Origin of the sequence: Priestia sp. YIM B13486, from assembly GCF_042787865.1 — a bacterium.
In the GTDB taxonomy this organism is placed as follows: Bacteria; Bacillota; Bacilli; order Bacillales; family Bacillaceae_H; genus Priestia; species Priestia megaterium.
Genome location: NZ_JBHZOZ010000010.1, coordinates 21,406 through 37,030 on the forward strand (window position 1 = coordinate 21,406; position 15,625 = coordinate 37,030).

The following is a 15,625-nucleotide window of genomic DNA, read 5'->3' on the forward strand; positions in this document are numbered from 1 at the left end:
ACGTGAAAGCATAAACAAAGTATGGCTACAAGTAGGGATATAGCACAAATAAAATTGATTATCCATTTTCTATTTCTATGAGCTTCAAGGTTTCTTTCAAGCAACTGCTTTTGTCCTTCTTCCCTTTTTATACCTTCTGAATGATTGTGTGTAAGATTCATCGTTGTTTCTCCCCAAGAAAACTAATTTTGTATAATCTACGTATTAGTTTGTTCCTAAGATGGCGCCTTTTCGGAACAAATAATCCACAGTTTTTCCTTTTTTATTATAAATTAAACAATATTAAAATTTATAACTAATTTTTCATAAAATATCCAATGATTGAACCTAAACAGCATAGCTTTAATTGAAGTACATATTTTGTAATCTTATTTTCTTTGATAAATGATTAGTAGGTTTCATATAAAAAAGGGAACACCTGCTAACGAGGAAGTTCCCTTTTTATTTCGCTAGATAAAAATACATCAAAACAAAGATTAAAGAAATAGGCTACGGTGGGGGCAAAATTTTTTTCAAACGTTACTGTTACATGATCTATAGGAGTTGCATTGAATAAATAGGACTAGCTACCAGCGCCTACGACTAAAGTGTTGGATTTGCAGCGCTGCTCCACCATACTACTCCAGAATCAATCATAACTCCTCAATAACCTAACCTCTATAAACACTAGCACATGTATCAGGTTTTGGTTCATAATAACAATGATTTTTAAATTGACCAGATGCAGGTTGACCGTACCATGTTGGAGGGCACGGAGCATGTGGGTTAAAATACCAAAGAGCAAATTTCGCTGGGTGTTGTCTCCAATAATCCAAATTCTGCTTTGCTAATCTTTTTTCAACACCTCTCGCTCTTTGATAAAAAACATTGCCTTTTTGAACAGCTTCAAACGAAAAGTTCCCCCCCTGTACTTGATAAATGACTTGTGAAACGGTTCTTAAATTTTTAAAGTCTATACAATTTGCTGCAAGACGATTAACAATTACATTTCCGACATATAACATCCCTAGTCTTCCTTCACCTTCAGCTTCTGCTCGCATCATCCTTGCCATTAAGTTAATGTCTGCACTTCGGTAACTTACTCTTGCCATTTACTCACCCCCAAAATATAGTATGAAAAAAAGTCTATATTGATGTCATGGTTTATAAGATAGCAATGCTTAGTTTTTATATATCATCGCATTAAATAAATAGCTACTGCTTAATAAGTGAAGTTGTGATTACCTGGATACTAAGTAGTTACCACAGTAAGGTTGCACGTTTACTCCTAGGAATAAAAAGAAACGATACCGCAGTAGGTGATCTTTAGATGATTATCGAATACGTTATAGGGCGCAACATTGTAAATCGGATGCCTCAAGTTTTAAAAATACGCCTTTGCAATAAATATATCCTCTACTAGTTACAAATCTAGCGCTGATTCATTTGTACAATTTACTAATATGAAACTTGAATTTTTAAGGAGAGAGAAAATGGGAACATTATTTAATCAAACACCTAGAAAAGATTATTTTGATAATGATGCTGTTAATTTTCTTGATACAGTAAAAACTCTTGCAAGAGATCATGGCCTGACAGTTGAAGAGACCTGTCGTATTTTAGAACTATCTATGAAAATTGATGATTATGATCGCAAAGATGAACAATTAGCCGGATTGGGACGATTAATAAAAGATTTAATTGAAGAAATTTCTATGTTAAGAGAAAAGTTATAACATGATCAATTAGAAAAAACACCTAGAGAGTAAGGTGTTTTTTCTAATTAAAGAGGGTTAAAACACAGTTAAACTAAAAAAGTAAAAGTCAAATTATTTTATGTAAAACGAACATCAATTAGCTCACTAACCTCATTTTATTTTTCAATTCGAATATTTCATCGATAAAAATAAACAAATTCCCCAGGGAATCAACAAATTGTATGAAACCTGTTTTGATTATACATTGCCCGTTCTTATAATATGTAAGGCTTCAATCAACATGAAATTAATTTGTTGCATTTGCTCTTCTGTTAAAAGAGGTTGAGGTACTTCTAGTTGCTTGTTTATGACTTCCATTAAGACCGAAAATTTATTAAACTGATGCACAAACTGTGTTATAATAGTAGTGGGAATAATACGTGAATTATCTAATGTGTTCAACGTAGCAAAAAGCCACTTGTAGTATACAAGTGGCTTTTACTTATTAGAAATCTATCTACTTTTATTTACAGTGATTAATTAAAGATAGAAAAAAATACATATAGACGAGGTGTAAAAAATGATTAATCTATATACGACAACCAGCTGCGTTTCTTGCCGAAAAGCAAAGGCTTGGCTTGAGGAACATCAAATTGATTATATTGAGAGAAATCTATCGTATGAACCTATTACAGAAGATGAAATTAAAAATATTCTTAGTATGACAGAAAAGGGTACAGATGAAATTATTTCTACAAGGTCAAAGATCCCTCAAAAGTTAAATATAGAGATTGATGCACTGTCGTTACAGGGTCTGTATGATTTGATAAAGAGCCATCCTTTTATACTTAAACGTCCTATTATTATACAAGATCGTAAAATACTGCAAATCGGATATAAAGAAGAAGAGATAAGAGCTTTTATTCCTCGGAAACTTCGTACTCTCACGATGACAGAACAGGCAGTAGTAGGTGATCATTAGAAGGTAATAGAAGAGCTGCCTTAACTTCTAAAGTAGATTGTAATAAAAGGCATCGGCAGTGTAGTAAGGTATATATTTCAGATTCTAAAAATGAGTAAACACAACTACATCTACATAAAAAGGAGAAGGGTAAAAACCCTTCTCCTTTTACTATATAATCCTCTATACTTAGATACTCTTCTTCATGCCGCATGCCCGACATTCGCGTAAGAAAATACCACCTTTTACAGAACTTTTGAAGTAAGATGAATTGCAGTTGTCGCATCTACCACTGACCTTATCCGGAAATTCAGCATAGTCATACACTTTATCAAAATCGATTTCCTGCTCCTTTATTTCTTCCAGGTTGATCACTCTTTTCTTGTTGACTCTTATTAGATTACCACAAAAATTGAGGGTGAAATTATTTTATGTAAAACGAACATCAATTAGTTCACTTAACCTCATTTTGTTCTTTAGCTCAAATACTTCATCGGTAAAAACAAACAAATTCCCCAGGGAATCAACAAATTGGATCAATCCTGTTTCTGTTATACATTGCCCGTTCTTATAATATGTAAGGCATACTTGTTTATTTGTATGTAAGGCTTCAATCAACGTGAAATTAATTTGTTCCATTTGCTCTTCCGTTAAAAGAGGTTGAGGTACTTCTGCTTGCTTGTTTATAACTTCCTGCAATCCTGTGTATTGTTCTGGCATACTCGCAAATGGGCGCCATTTTTTCATTTTATCAATACATCCTTTTAAAAAAGCTTTTGTTTTAATGGTTTTTATCAATGTAGCTATGTCTATATCGATAATCGTTTTTTGTGATCCTTACTCCATTAAAGCACCAGATTGTTGAAAATCTTACGATTACTATTTCTTACCGAACTAAAGCACCTTTTACTTTAGGTACAACCTTTCACAACCTACAATCCTTCTTCATTTAAACGTAGTTTTCTCTCATTCGGTCTATATCTACTCTGGGTGGAAAGCCAAACATTCGGGAATATTCTCGACTGAATTGTGATTGACTTTCGTATCCTACCTTGAATGCGACATGAGCTATATCTGTTGACTCTGCTAATAACAAGCGCCTCGCTTCCTGCAATCTCAGTTGTTTTTGAAACTGAATGGGACTCATTGCCGTTACCTCTTTAAAATGTCGGTGTAGCGATGAAACACTCATATTCGCTATTTCAGCAAGCTCTTCAATACGAAAAGACTCTTCATACTTATTGATGATATGATCTATAACCTCTCTTATTCTAGAGGCATTGCTACCTTCTAATACCATTTGTTCAAGCGCTTCGCCATGTGGACCTTGCAAAATCCAATAAAGAATTTCTTTTTTTAATAATGGAGCAAGAACAGGGATATGTTGTGGAGTGTCTAGCAAAGATGCTAACCTTACTACTGCGTCCAACAAAGATGGTTCTATTTTGCTAACATACATAGCTCGTTTTGCGTTCTTTCCCTGCCCAGTTTTAATATCTGTGCCATTTAAAACCTCTAAAACCTGGCTAGAGGTAAATTCAAGTTTAAAGGCTAAATATGGGGACTCGGCTGAGGCTTTGATGACTTGACCTGTAACTGGTAAGTCAACTGATGCCACAATATAATGACCAGGACCATATAAAAAGCGTTCCTCTCCCAATAATACCTCCTTCTCTCCTTGGAGGATAATGCAAAAAGATGGCTCGTTAACCCTAGAAATGGGTTCAGTAATAATGGATTCGCGGATGAGAAATAAAGATGGAATAGTGGTAGGGTGAACACCGTCCTGCTTCGAAAGGCGTTCAATGAGTTTAGCAAGTTCATGTTGCTGTTTATAGGGTTTGTTAGACATAACTTATTCTCCTTTTCTTTATTTTCGGTTCATTATACCTGATAGTTATAGATTTAGTAAGGGAGTTTGAGAGGATTAGGCAAAAACTTGATAATAATAGGTTAAGGCTTTTTTGATATTTATGACATAATTAAAAACGTTAAGAAAAAAACGATTTAAAAGAAGTTCACGACCAATCAATTGGAATAAAAGTAGCTAATATAAATGTGAGCTTATCCAAATTTTTCTATCAGGAGGCTTGTTTATGAATCGTATCGAAAAGAGTAAAGAAAAATTCAAACAGCTATTTGGTGAAGGAGTACCTGGTACACATGCCACTGATCCTGATTTCCAGGACATTCTGGGCCATTTTATTTTTGGGGAAGTTTTTTATCAAGGTAATCTGGATGACAAACAGCGTGAGTTAATCACCCTGGTGGTTCTTGCTACTAACCAGACGTTACCTCAATTAAAAGCACATGTTAGTGCAGCATTGAATGTTGGGCTAACACCTGTAGAAATCAAAGAGGCGGTTTACCAATGTGCTCCGTATATTGGATTTCCGAAAACGTTAAATGCTATCAATGAAGTTAATGAGGTATTCAAAGCAAAGAATATCGCCTTACCGGTTGAAAGCCAAAAGACGGTAGATGAAGATAATCGCTTTCAAAAGGGTCTTGCAACTCAAGTAGAGATTTTTGGAGATGTCATAAAAAAAATGCAGGAGAGTGCTCCATCAAATCAAAAGCATATGCAGGAATATCTTTCTGCTTTTTGCTTCGGAGATTTTTATACTCGTAACGGACTCGATTTGAAAACACGAGAGCTATTAACGCTCTGTATTATAAGCGCGTTAGGCGGTGCTGAAGGTCAAGTGAAAGCACATGTGCAGGGTAACATAAATGTGGGCAATGATAAGGAAACATTAATCACTGCTATCACTCACTGCCTACCATATATGGGCTTTCCGAGAACACTTAACACATTAGCATGTGTCAATGAAATTATTCCCGAAAATTAAGAGACCTTGCTGAAAAGAAAGTTGTTACCGTTAAGGTCTTTTTTTAAAAAAAGTGTATGACTCATTAGAAAAGTAGGGGGCAATTAAATGGAGTATGTAAAACTTGGTAATACAGGCTTAGATGTATCTCGACTTTGTCTTGGATGTATGGGTTTTGGGGACGCTAAAAAATGGCTTCACCAATGGGTGCTTAATGAAGAGGACTCTCGCCCTGTTATAAAAAAAGCCCTCGATTTAGGGATTAATTTTTTTGATACAGCAAATGTATACTCACTGGGTACAAGCGAGGAATATCTTGGACGAGCTCTTAAGGATTATGCTAATCGTGATGAAGTTGTCATAGCAACTAAAGTACACGGACAAATGCATGGGGGTCCAAATGGATCTGGTCTTTCCCGAAAAGCAATTATGAGTGAAATTGATAAGAGTCTTAAGAGATTAGAAACTGATTATGTAGATCTTTATATCATCCATCGCTGGGATTACAATACCCCTATTGAAGAAACGATGGAAGCATTACATGACATAGTGAAGGCTGGAAAAGCAAGATACATTGGTGCTTCTGCCATGTACGCTTGGCAGTTCCAAAAGGCATTACATGTGGCTGAAAAAAATGGTTGGACTAAGTTTGTGTCCATGCAGAACCATTTAAATCTACTATACCGTGAAGAGGAACGAGAAATGTTACCTCTTTGTAAGGAAGAGAAAATTGGTGTCACTCCATATAGCCCTCTTGCATCAGGGAGATTAACACGTGACTGGTCAGTAACAACACATCGTTCCAAGACAGATCAAATTCAAAAATCTAAGTACGATGCGACTGCGGACGCAGATCGATTGGTTGTGGAACGAGTAGCATCCATTGCAGAAAAAAATGGTATTCCTCGTACACACATCGCACTTGCCTGGTTACTACAGAAAGAACTAGTAGCAGCTCCTATAATTGGGGCTACGAAACTACAGCATCTTGAAGATGCTGTAGGTGCTTTATCGGTTAAGCTAACACCTGAGGAAATTGCGTTTCTCGAAGAGCCCTATGTGCCACATCCAATAGTTGGTCACAACTAATTGTTTTGCTGATAAATAGAAGGAAACCCAATCTTCTGTAATGGTAAGGTTGGGTTTTTCCTTACTTTAACCTTTAACTCCACCTCCTAATATTTATTTCTATGAATACTATAGATACTGCATATTTTTAGTATTGTTATCTATCTTACAAAGAAACGATACTAGATGAATAACAATCTTTGTATACTTTATATTCCCCCTTATAATACACTATTGTTTCTTTCATTCCTCTATGTTCCATGTTTCTGTCCTCCTTACGCTTTGTGGCCTCCAAGTAAGCCATTTCGATAACGAGCTGTTGAATGCTCAAGATGACTTGAAGCCCTCAGCACACTATTCTTCCCATAACGCAGCCGAATTTCATCAATCGTTTTTGCAAGAGCATAGGCTCTTTCACGCTGATCGATATCCTCAAATAAGCTCATTTGCTCCTCTTCTTCAATGCTAGTATTGGATAACGAAATCCCAATGGAGCGAATCGGCATTCCATTATCAAAATTATGTAAGATGGTTAAACAATAAGGGAAAATATCTTGGCTTAAGTTCGAAGATCGCCCCATTTTCTTTTGTCTAGAGAAGCCTCCACCTGTTTGTTTGCTGTAGCCAATCGATAAATGGATCGTTTGAGCCACCACTTGATGCATGCGTAAACGAAAACAAACATCGTCCAATAGCTCCAATAGTAATAATTCCACTTCTTTTCGGCTTGTATAATCTCGAAAGAGAATCTGACTTTTCCCAAAGGAACGGGAACTAGGAATGTACACATCCGAAATACGACTAAAATCAATGCCATTTGCATGTTGGTGCAACTCCTCTCCCATGATACCAAATTCTTTTTGTAACATTTCCTTTGAAGAAAGAGCGAGTTCTTTTATGGTATAGATGCCTAAACCGTTTAAGCGTCTTTCTGTAGCTGACGAGATCCCCCAGAAATCCTTCATTGGATGAATCGACCATAACTTAAAGGGAATATCCTCATATCGCCAATAAGCAACCCCTGTTGGACTGTGCTTCGCTTCATGATCTAAGCTGACTTTAGCCAGTAAGAGATTAGGACCGATTCCTGCGGTAGCTGTCAGTCTAGTTTTGCGATAGATCTCATTAAGTATTCGATAAGCTAGCTCCTCTGGTGTTCGAGCAAATAAATGCAAAGAAGCTGTCGCATCAATAAACAACTCATCAATGCTATACGCATGGAAGTCTTCAGGAGCAACATACTGTAACACCAAACTAGAAATATAGTTCGAAGCCTTGATGTATCTCTCCATGGATGGATTCACCACATGGATATCTTTCCTTTTAGGAATTTCAAAGAGGCGACTTCCTGTTTTGATCCCTTCTTTCTTTAATAAAGGTGTGGCAGCTAACACAACAGATCCCGACCGTTTGATATCTCCTACAACAGCAAGCCTTGTTTTCAAAGGATTTAAACCTCGTATGACAGATGAAACCGAAGATAACGATAGGTAGCCTACTAAGTGTAAAATCTGGTATGATTCCATTCTCTTTTGGGCTTTCCCCCGTTCCACACCGTGCGTGAGACTTTCACCTCACACGGCGCTCCAGCAATGCCTAAGTTTGATTTCTACTAAGTCATAAACATTTCATTGGTTTAGTTCATTAGAACAAAGTTAGTTGTTCATAGTAAGTTTTGTTAGTACAGATTGAATTGTTTCCCACAAGAAATCGCAGTTTATTTAATTTCTCGATTTGTTTATCTGTCATTTTTAGTTTGTCCACTAGCTTTTTTGCCAGAGGTTCAGTAGTTAGATGTATCAGCTTATGAATTTCTGATTTTACGAGAATAAGATTTGCGTAGTTGTCGTCCTGCGTTTCGCTCCATAATCGTTTGTGGTGACAATGCATGTCTGTCAGTTCAAGTTTTTCATTCGTAACCCCACACCTTCCGTTTTGTGCAACGAATAGGGAGATTCGATTATCATTGAACTCAATTGTTGCTCTGTCATTAATTACTGGATGTTCCCTTAGCCACCTTAATTCTGCTTCGGTCACGTTTTCCAGTCCTTTATGGATTAGTTTGCGTCCTTCTGATGTGTACTTATTAATAGCTATACGTTTACTCATAGGATTCTTATGCAGAACATACGCAAAAGGAAGAATTGGTTTTTTCATGTAAAACCTTATGGTTTTTGATCCGAGATAGGGAATAATTCCTTTGTCTTTGCCAACATATTTACCTACCCTTGAGAAACCGAAGGTGTCTGCTTTGTTAGCTCTTGGAAGCCGATTGTACATTTTCCTAGTCAAGTTTCTTCCCGGCCAAAAGAAATCTCGACTTACATGGGTGGCAATGCAATAGTAGTTGTGCGCTCCAATTACCATACTGTTGTACTTTCCAATATTCCTAATTATCTCTTGATGGCTTGCTGATTTTTGTAACTTCTTGATTTGGTCTGTTAATTTAGCTACTTGAATTTTGATAGCTTTTGGTGATACATGCGTCTCTGCCACGTATTTGGTTTTTCCCGTGGAAAGGCGCTTGCCTTTCTTGGTCGCCTTTAAGGTAAAGCCAAGAAATTCGCTTCTTTCCCTCTTTAGATTCGTCACTTTGGACTTTTCTTCAGAGATAGGAAGTTTCAATCTTTCCTTGAGCCATCCTTTACACGCTTTGTAAATTTTTTCGGCGTTGCTTCTTGTATTCGTAAATATTTTGAAGTCATCTGCATATCTCACAATGTACATTGGTTTTAGTCTGGTTTTTCTAAGTTCGACATTCTCGTGTGAACGGTTTTGCGCTCCTTGCTTTGTTAGCTTGGGCGTCCTCTCTTTTACCACGAACGTTTCCCATTGTCGGCTTATCCACCAATCAAATTCATTCAGATTGATATTGGCGAGCAACGGACTTAAAATTCCACCTTGCGGTGTTCCTTTTGTAGGATATATGGTTGAACCATCAGTCATTATAATTGGGGCTTTGAGTATCTTTCGTATAATTACTAACAGTTGTTTATCTCGTATTCCCAATGTCCATAATTGTCGCATTAGCTTTACATGATTTACTTCATCGAAGAATCCTTTAATATCAACATCTACAACGAAAGTTAAATCTTGCCGATTGATCTTTCTAACTGAATCTGCAATAGCTTGTTCGGCAGACCGATTAGGTCTGAATCCATAGCTCCTAGAGCAAAAGTGTGCTTCACATATCGGTTCCAGAACTTGCAAGATACATTGTTGGATAAGTCTATCCCAAAACGAGGGTATGCCAAGAGGTCTGGTTTTCCCGTTCGATTTTTGGATTTCCTTTCGCCTAACTTTACCTGGTGTGTAATTTCTAAATCGCATTTTAACAGACTTAACAAAACTTTCTTGAGACATTTTTTCGACAGTTTTAATGGTAATTTTATCGACTGATGGTGTTCTACTTCCTTTATTTCGCTTAATATTTCGATAGGCTAGTAGGATATTTTTCTCAGAAACGATTATTTTCATTAGTTGTCGAAAGTTTTCTTTGTTCTTTGCCCTTTGATACAAGTTATCGAAGGTCTCTGTCATACTGTAGTATTCTGAGTTCCGGATATTCTTGTCTTTGAGCCTTTTTTCCACTGAGTGTTTATTCATGGTTTGTCACCGTCCTTTGAAATTCAGTGACCTTTTTAGTCCTACCAGAATCCACGCTAGGATTTAGTGAAATCATGTTTTGACCTTAGTTATTGCCTCGTGGCTGTTCCTCCAGTTCTATTACATAACCTTCATTGGTCGTGCCACTACTTTCATCTACCATTAAAGAGAGTTATATCCTTACGGAATTTCCCCACCTAACTCGACATGCCTGCCTAGTTTTATTTCACACTATACGTTGGTAGCTTCCGACGTTCCTTTTCAGTTATCAATGATTATACTTAGGTGCTCACTCTACTCCGTGGTTTGCTCCACTGCCTATAACAGTGTAAGAATTAGGGCATTTATGATTACCTTTGTTTCCTTAAACCAAATCATATTTTCAGACCCGACTCATTTCTAAGCCGTAAGGCTATCGAAGCGTACATTCGCAAGTTCGTCAGTGATTTGTCACATTCTCACCTTATATAATCGACGGCATACATTACTCGTCCAGTTCCATCGGGTTTATTACTCCCTTTGGCTTTCGGTTACCTATAGAAAGGCACTTCGGTTTATTTTCATGCATATGTTACCCAGCTATGGTTGCCCAAGCCGTTGCTGCGACTTGAGGTTAGGGCATATTACCGCAGAAGTTTCAAGGCGTTGCCCAATCATTCCTTCTGTCACTGAAAAAGTTGTATCTCTTGTAAACTAAATTTAGACTCCATTGAGATCAATCTCTCCCCGTTAGGTTATTAGCCTAACTTTTGAAATTAACGTCTCGCACCATAAAATGCTTTCATATCAATGCAAATAATAACTCTGTTTGGTAGCTGCCCATAATCCATTGAACTAACTCCTCAATAAAGAACGTTTGTTCTCTATTATATACGAACAAACGTTCTTTATTCAATGGAATCTTTTCCCGATTATTGCTATGGGATTTGCTTTTAATAAATTTTTAGCATTAAATGTAGGATATAGATAGATCAATTTTTATCCATTATTAATTAGTAAAACTCAATATAAGGTTGCAATAAAAACAAAAATATTAAAAACTATCTATGAAATTATTAAAAGAATATAACGCTCTTATTTTGATTTTGGAGGAATTCAAATTGACGTATTGTTTTGGCTGGAAATCTGATGACGAAGTATATATTGTTGCAGATTCTCTTACATCATCGAAATCAGAAACTTCGTTTGAAAAGGAAGTAACATTATCTAGCATGGGGGAAGCTTACGGAGAATATAATTCTTATTTTATCGCAGAAACAGATACTAAAATTCATATAAAAAATAATATTGTAGTTGCTTTTGCAGGTGAAATGAATACTTTTGAAGAGGTAAAAACAAATCTAGACTTAATGGAAGGCTACCTATCCTTTAAAGAAATTATGAATTCCCTTGTAGGTATGATAGGTAAATCAGAATTAATTGTAGGGATAAAGCATGAAAAGAATACATTATATTATTTGAACAGCCATGGCTTTAAAGAAGTTGGTGATTATATAGCTATTGGTAGCGGAAATAAAGTACCGGATTTAAACAATTTAATGCAAGAATTTACGGTAACCTATCCTGAACCAAGCTATGAGCCAAGAAAAAAGCTCAGTGCAGCTACAGCTTATTTGCAAATGTTATCAATAAAAAATAATTTCTTGAATTACGGTGTGGGAGGAACTATTTGTGGTATTTGTATACATAAAGAAATAGAATGGACTGATGATTTACTGTATTTCTTTTACGATGAGAATTTTGAAGAAAGAAATTTAATAAATGTGATAATCAGGAAAAATAGTATTGTTACAGGATCAGATTTTACAGGTTTATCAAAATTATTCAAATACGCGGAAATGAACGAAACCGAATTACGAAAAATGTCTGGGTTTATTCATAAATGTATATCATCCTACACGCCTAGGTATATAGTTTTTTACAGTACGGAGTTTAATAACATATATTTCTGTGATATTTATAAGCATAGATATACAGATCTCGTAAGAATGTTCTATCGAAGGGGACATAAGGCTGCTAAAACTGAATTATTCGCTTCGCCTTTTTTATTAGAAAACTTTCTATTGAAAAATAAGAACGAAGAGAAATTTATTATTCCTTTTAATTATCTAGATACAAGTCCTGTTGATTATACCCCAAGAGATCAATTAATAGAAAATGTAAAAAATATTTGGGATGTTGATTTTGAATATGAATGTTTTGATTATCCATTAGAAAATATTCATATTCCTCTTGAAATAAGTAATGTTTTTAAATCTCAGCTAGAGGACTATGAAAACATACTCGTTGTTAATTTTGATTATTTGAAATCAAAGATTTTGGAGTTAAGAGCCTTTTACAGTGGTTTAAATGTTAGCTTTAACAGTTCAAAAATTTTAACTGGAATATGTGAAAAGATAGAAAAAGACTTTGAAATTGACAACTTAAAAATTCTTCTGTTTAGTAAAAGATATGAGTTCTTCTACGATAGAATTAACAACTTAGAGATTTACATAAAAAAGGTTGACTGTTCTTATAACGGATTTATTAAAACACTGCTTCTTAATTATTACACAAACGATAGATACTATCATTTAAATAAAATATTCATAATAGATGATAGTCCATACTTAAATGATATATTTGAAATTTTACCTGATTATAATAGAGATAGAGAAGAAGCAGATATTTTTATGATAAAAAATCAAAATAATGAATCAATGGTAGTTTATTCGCCCTATTATTACAATGCAGACATATTATTTTCTAAAGCAGTTGGGTTAGACGACGAAGCTTTAAGTCTATGGGACCCTATCGGAACACCCAAAGAAGAGTTAGAAATAATAGCTGAGTATTTGAATTGGCAAATTGATAATTAAATTTTGATCTAAATGATTTACTAATTTAGTCAGTCTAGTTCTGATAGCTGGTGACGGAATTGGTTCAACTGCGAGTTTTATAGATACAAAGGTCAGTAGAACAGTGGCAATAGACAAGCTTTTTATTAGCCAAACAACTCTAAATTTAGATTAAGAGACTTACAAATAAAATTGAAGGGATTGATAAGAAATGGTTCTAGCACCTAATAAAGCAAAAGCGATATGGCTGGTAAGAGCCGGCCGTTATGGAGATCAGGAACAAGCAGCATTAGATAATGATATTGTCACAATTGGCTGGAATGAGTTAGGGAATATTTCAAATTATAAAGATAAAGAAGCCTTTTTTACATTTTTTGAAACAACCTATCCAAATGAAAAACCAAAAGCGATTATTAACAAAGCCAATCAAGTATGGCGCTTCAAGAATGAAATAGAAATTGGAGATTTAGTTGTACTTCCTTTAAAACAGGAACCTTCTATCGCTGTAGGTGAAGTTATAAGTGATTATGAATTCACTGAAAATTTGGGACCAGATATCATTCATACTCGTAGAGTTAGATGGATTACTAAAGATATGCCACGAACTAGCTTGAATCAAGATCTTCTTTATTCTTTAGGAGCATTTATGACTGTATGCCGCATTCAACGAAACGATGCTGAAACAAGAATACCTGCTGCGGTTCAAAGCTACCTTCATAAAGTCTCCTCAGCTTCTCCTCAGGCCTTAACTACTATAGAGGAAAGTCTGGATGACAAAAGTGTAGTAGCTGATTTAGAAACTCTAGGAAAGGATCAAATACGTTCTTTTATTAATCAACAGTTTGCGGGTCATAGGCTACAGGATCTGGTTTCTGCTATTTTTGAAGTAGAGGGTTATGCAACAGTTGTTTCACCTCCCGGAAAAGATGGAGGAGTAGATATATTAGCAGGTAAAGGTCTTTTGGGCCTAGAAGAGCCACGAATATGCGTACAGGTAAAGGCTACAACAACCCCATCTGGAATTGATGTGGTGAATAGTCTGCTTGGAGTTGTAGCAAGTTATGGGGCATCCTATGGCTTAATTGTTTCTATGGGTGGATTTACCCAAGATGCCCGAAAAAAAGCCAAAGAACAATTTTTTAAGGTTAGATTATGGGACTCAAACGATCTTATTAATGCAACATTACGTAATTACCATAAATTAAATGATGATATACAGGCCAGCCTTCCTTTAAAGCAAGTATGGGTAATAGTTGATGAAGGAGAATAAGCATTACTATTAAAGGATTTGTCTATGAATTTAGGCACGAAACAACTAGGGTTGCTACATTATAAAGAAGAAAAGGTTTAAAGAAGTTTAAATCTTTTCTTCTTTATAATGTAGCCGAACAATCAATTTCCGTTTACTGTATACCACTTTTGTAATAAATAAACTGTAACTTTATCTAAAGGAGAATTTATTTTTGGAAAGAGCTCAAAATTTCACCCTAAATTATTTAATGCTAACTGTTAACAAGATATATACTGAATTATTTCATAATAAAAATGAGCAACATACCTCTAAAGAGATACCACTACTCTTATTTAGATCCATGTTAAATAAAATACATACACTAAAAATATTAGTAGATAGTAGGGATCCTCTTGTAGAAGAAAGTGCCTATAGTATAACAAGGTCTGTACTTGAGTGCCAATGGAATATACTTTATATAATTAAAGAAGATTGCGAGTTCAGAACAAAAGCATATGAGTACTTTTCAAAAATGGAGGCTGCGAAAAGCAGAATTAAAGAAATTAACTTCCAGCGTGACCTACAAGAAATGCTTTCAGATCAAAGTGAAGAAGTAGTGGATAGTCTAACAACTAATATTTTGAAGTATAGAAAAGCCCTGCAAAATAATCAGGAGGATGTTGTAAGATACTTCCAGGATATATACGGAGAAAATGCAGAATACGAGATGAGATTAAAACATGAAGAAGGGATAAAGGCTAATTTACAAGCCATGGGTAAATGTAAAGAGCTAGATCTGGAAAAACAATTCTATGACGAAGAAGTTCAGTATTTAAGACTGGACCCAAAATATAGTCATATCCGCCATGAAATTACTTTAGCCAAAAGACATATGAGATATCCTAAATGGTATTCACTTAAATCACGTCATAAACCGTACCGTAATAATTTAAAAGTATTAACAAGCTATCTTGGTAAAGATTTTTCTGCTCAATACGTAGGACTATATAGTTCACTTTCTCAAGAATCGCATGTACTAAATGCCACCAAACAACTAACATACCAAGATGGTAAAGCTGTTTTTAGAAATGTAGAAAATTCATCTATTGATTTAATGGCTCAAGATGCCTTTGGTCAAGCAATGTATTCCTTATTTGAGGTGTGGCCAAAAATTCTAAAACACTATAATAAAGATCATGAAACATCAATATTATTTGAAGGGCTAAGAATTATAAGTGAAGAAAAATATGAACACTTCTAATATAATCTGCTATATCTTTAAGGGTATATTTAAAGATACATATAGTAGCGTGAAAAAATCATATGCTTTAGGTTTTAAAATAAATGAAATCACATAAAAAAGAGAAGATTTCTATCTTCTCTTTTACTAAAACATCGATAATTATAGTTGCTAA

The 15,625-nt window shown here is 35.2% G+C and carries 13 protein-coding genes; 7 read left to right on the plus strand and 6 right to left on the minus strand.

Translation table 11 applies throughout. The features are described from left to right. Positions 1-650: 650 nt before the first annotated feature. Positions 651-1,091: a cell wall hydrolase gene (locus tag ACFX4G_RS21470; RefSeq protein ID WP_013084397.1), complete on the minus strand. Its 441-nt coding sequence runs from the start codon at positions 1,089-1,091 to the stop codon at positions 651-653. Positions 1,092-1,472: 381 nt separating this feature from the next. Between ACFX4G_RS21470 and ACFX4G_RS21475 the strand changes: the two genes are divergently transcribed. After that, entirely contained in the window at positions 1,473-1,715 is a 243-nt protein-coding gene (locus ACFX4G_RS21475) for a hypothetical protein (RefSeq protein WP_241097429.1), read from the plus strand. A gap of 541 nt (positions 1,716-2,256) precedes the next feature. Further along, complete coding sequence (gene spxA / locus ACFX4G_RS21480) at positions 2,257-2,658, plus strand: transcriptional regulator SpxA (protein WP_053488258.1); 402 nt, start codon at positions 2,257-2,259, stop codon at positions 2,656-2,658. A 168-nt stretch (positions 2,659-2,826) separates the two neighbouring features. On the opposite strand, the gene ACFX4G_RS21485 is transcribed toward spxA, so the two are convergent. The 3 genes from ACFX4G_RS21485 to ACFX4G_RS21495 form a co-directional block, all read right to left on the minus strand. Next, positions 2,827-3,003: a DUF8096 family protein gene (locus ACFX4G_RS21485; protein WP_480343157.1), complete on the minus strand. Its 177-nt coding sequence runs from the start codon at positions 3,001-3,003 to the stop codon at positions 2,827-2,829. Positions 3,004-3,066: 63 nt separating this feature from the next. Continuing rightward, complete coding sequence (locus ACFX4G_RS21490) at positions 3,067-3,384, minus strand: YolD-like family protein (RefSeq protein ID WP_377576764.1); 318 nt, start codon at positions 3,382-3,384, stop codon at positions 3,067-3,069. Positions 3,385-3,586: 202 nt separating this feature from the next. Next, complete coding sequence (locus tag ACFX4G_RS21495) at positions 3,587-4,489, minus strand: AraC family transcriptional regulator (RefSeq protein WP_377576767.1); 903 nt, start codon at positions 4,487-4,489, stop codon at positions 3,587-3,589. 244 nt (positions 4,490-4,733) lie between these two features. Between ACFX4G_RS21495 and ACFX4G_RS21500 the strand changes: the two genes are divergently transcribed. Together ACFX4G_RS21500 and ACFX4G_RS21505 are read left to right on the plus strand one after the other, a co-directional pair. After that, positions 4,734-5,489 (plus strand): carboxymuconolactone decarboxylase family protein, encoded by a 756-nt coding sequence (locus ACFX4G_RS21500; RefSeq protein ID WP_377576770.1) that lies wholly within the window; start codon positions 4,734-4,736, stop codon positions 5,487-5,489. Between the two features lie 87 nt (positions 5,490-5,576). Beyond that, positions 5,577-6,557: an aldo/keto reductase gene (locus tag ACFX4G_RS21505; protein WP_377576773.1), complete on the plus strand. Its 981-nt coding sequence runs from the start codon at positions 5,577-5,579 to the stop codon at positions 6,555-6,557. Positions 6,558-6,811: 254 nt separating this feature from the next. Here ACFX4G_RS21505 and ACFX4G_RS21510 read toward each other — a convergent pair whose 3' ends face one another. Together ACFX4G_RS21510 and ltrA are read right to left on the minus strand one after the other, a co-directional pair. Continuing rightward, the gene (locus ACFX4G_RS21510; protein WP_377576776.1) at positions 6,812-8,062 is read right to left on the minus strand and encodes a Y-family DNA polymerase; all 1,251 of its coding nucleotides are present in this window, start codon (positions 8,060-8,062) and stop codon (positions 6,812-6,814) included. Between the two features lie 118 nt (positions 8,063-8,180). Next, a complete protein-coding gene (gene ltrA / locus ACFX4G_RS21515; protein ID WP_377576779.1) occupies positions 8,181-10,142 on the minus strand; it encodes a group II intron reverse transcriptase/maturase in 1,962 nt (653 codons plus the stop codon). Positions 10,143-11,242: 1,100 nt separating this feature from the next. Here ltrA and ACFX4G_RS21520 point away from each other — a divergent pair. From ACFX4G_RS21520 to ACFX4G_RS21530, 3 genes are all read left to right on the plus strand, one after another. Further along, complete coding sequence (locus ACFX4G_RS21520) at positions 11,243-13,000, plus strand: Ntn hydrolase family protein (RefSeq protein WP_377576781.1); 1,758 nt, start codon at positions 11,243-11,245, stop codon at positions 12,998-13,000. Between the two features lie 190 nt (positions 13,001-13,190). After that, complete coding sequence (locus ACFX4G_RS21525) at positions 13,191-14,249, plus strand: restriction endonuclease (protein WP_377576784.1); 1,059 nt, start codon at positions 13,191-13,193, stop codon at positions 14,247-14,249. 193 nt (positions 14,250-14,442) lie between these two features. After that, positions 14,443-15,471: a hypothetical protein gene (locus tag ACFX4G_RS21530; RefSeq protein ID WP_377576787.1), complete on the plus strand. Its 1,029-nt coding sequence runs from the start codon at positions 14,443-14,445 to the stop codon at positions 15,469-15,471. The last annotated feature ends 154 nt before the right edge of the window (positions 15,472-15,625 follow it).

What these genes read in the sequence shown, in the direction of transcription:
- ACFX4G_RS21470 (WP_013084397.1), bottom strand. Translation starts at nt 1,091, where the DNA reads ATGGCAAGAGTAAGTTACCGAAGTGCAGACATTAACTTAATGGCAAGG.
- ACFX4G_RS21475 (WP_241097429.1), top strand. Translation starts at nt 1,473, where the DNA reads ATGGGAACATTATTTAATCAAACACCTAGAAAAGATTATTTTGATAAT.
- spxA (WP_053488258.1), top strand. Translation starts at nt 2,257, where the DNA reads ATGATTAATCTATATACGACAACCAGCTGCGTTTCTTGCCGAAAAGCA.
- ACFX4G_RS21490 (WP_377576764.1), bottom strand. Translation starts at nt 3,384, where the DNA reads ATGAAAAAATGGCGCCCATTTGCGAGTATGCCAGAACAATACACAGGA.
- ACFX4G_RS21495 (WP_377576767.1), bottom strand. Translation starts at nt 4,489, where the DNA reads ATGTCTAACAAACCCTATAAACAGCAACATGAACTTGCTAAACTCATT.
- ACFX4G_RS21500 (WP_377576770.1), top strand. Translation starts at nt 4,734, where the DNA reads ATGAATCGTATCGAAAAGAGTAAAGAAAAATTCAAACAGCTATTTGGT.
- ACFX4G_RS21505 (WP_377576773.1), top strand. Translation starts at nt 5,577, where the DNA reads ATGGAGTATGTAAAACTTGGTAATACAGGCTTAGATGTATCTCGACTT.
- ACFX4G_RS21510 (WP_377576776.1), bottom strand. Translation starts at nt 8,062, where the DNA reads ATGGAATCATACCAGATTTTACACTTAGTAGGCTACCTATCGTTATCT.
- ltrA (WP_377576779.1), bottom strand. Translation starts at nt 10,142, where the DNA reads ATGAATAAACACTCAGTGGAAAAAAGGCTCAAAGACAAGAATATCCGG.
- ACFX4G_RS21525 (WP_377576784.1), top strand. Translation starts at nt 13,191, where the DNA reads ATGGTTCTAGCACCTAATAAAGCAAAAGCGATATGGCTGGTAAGAGCC.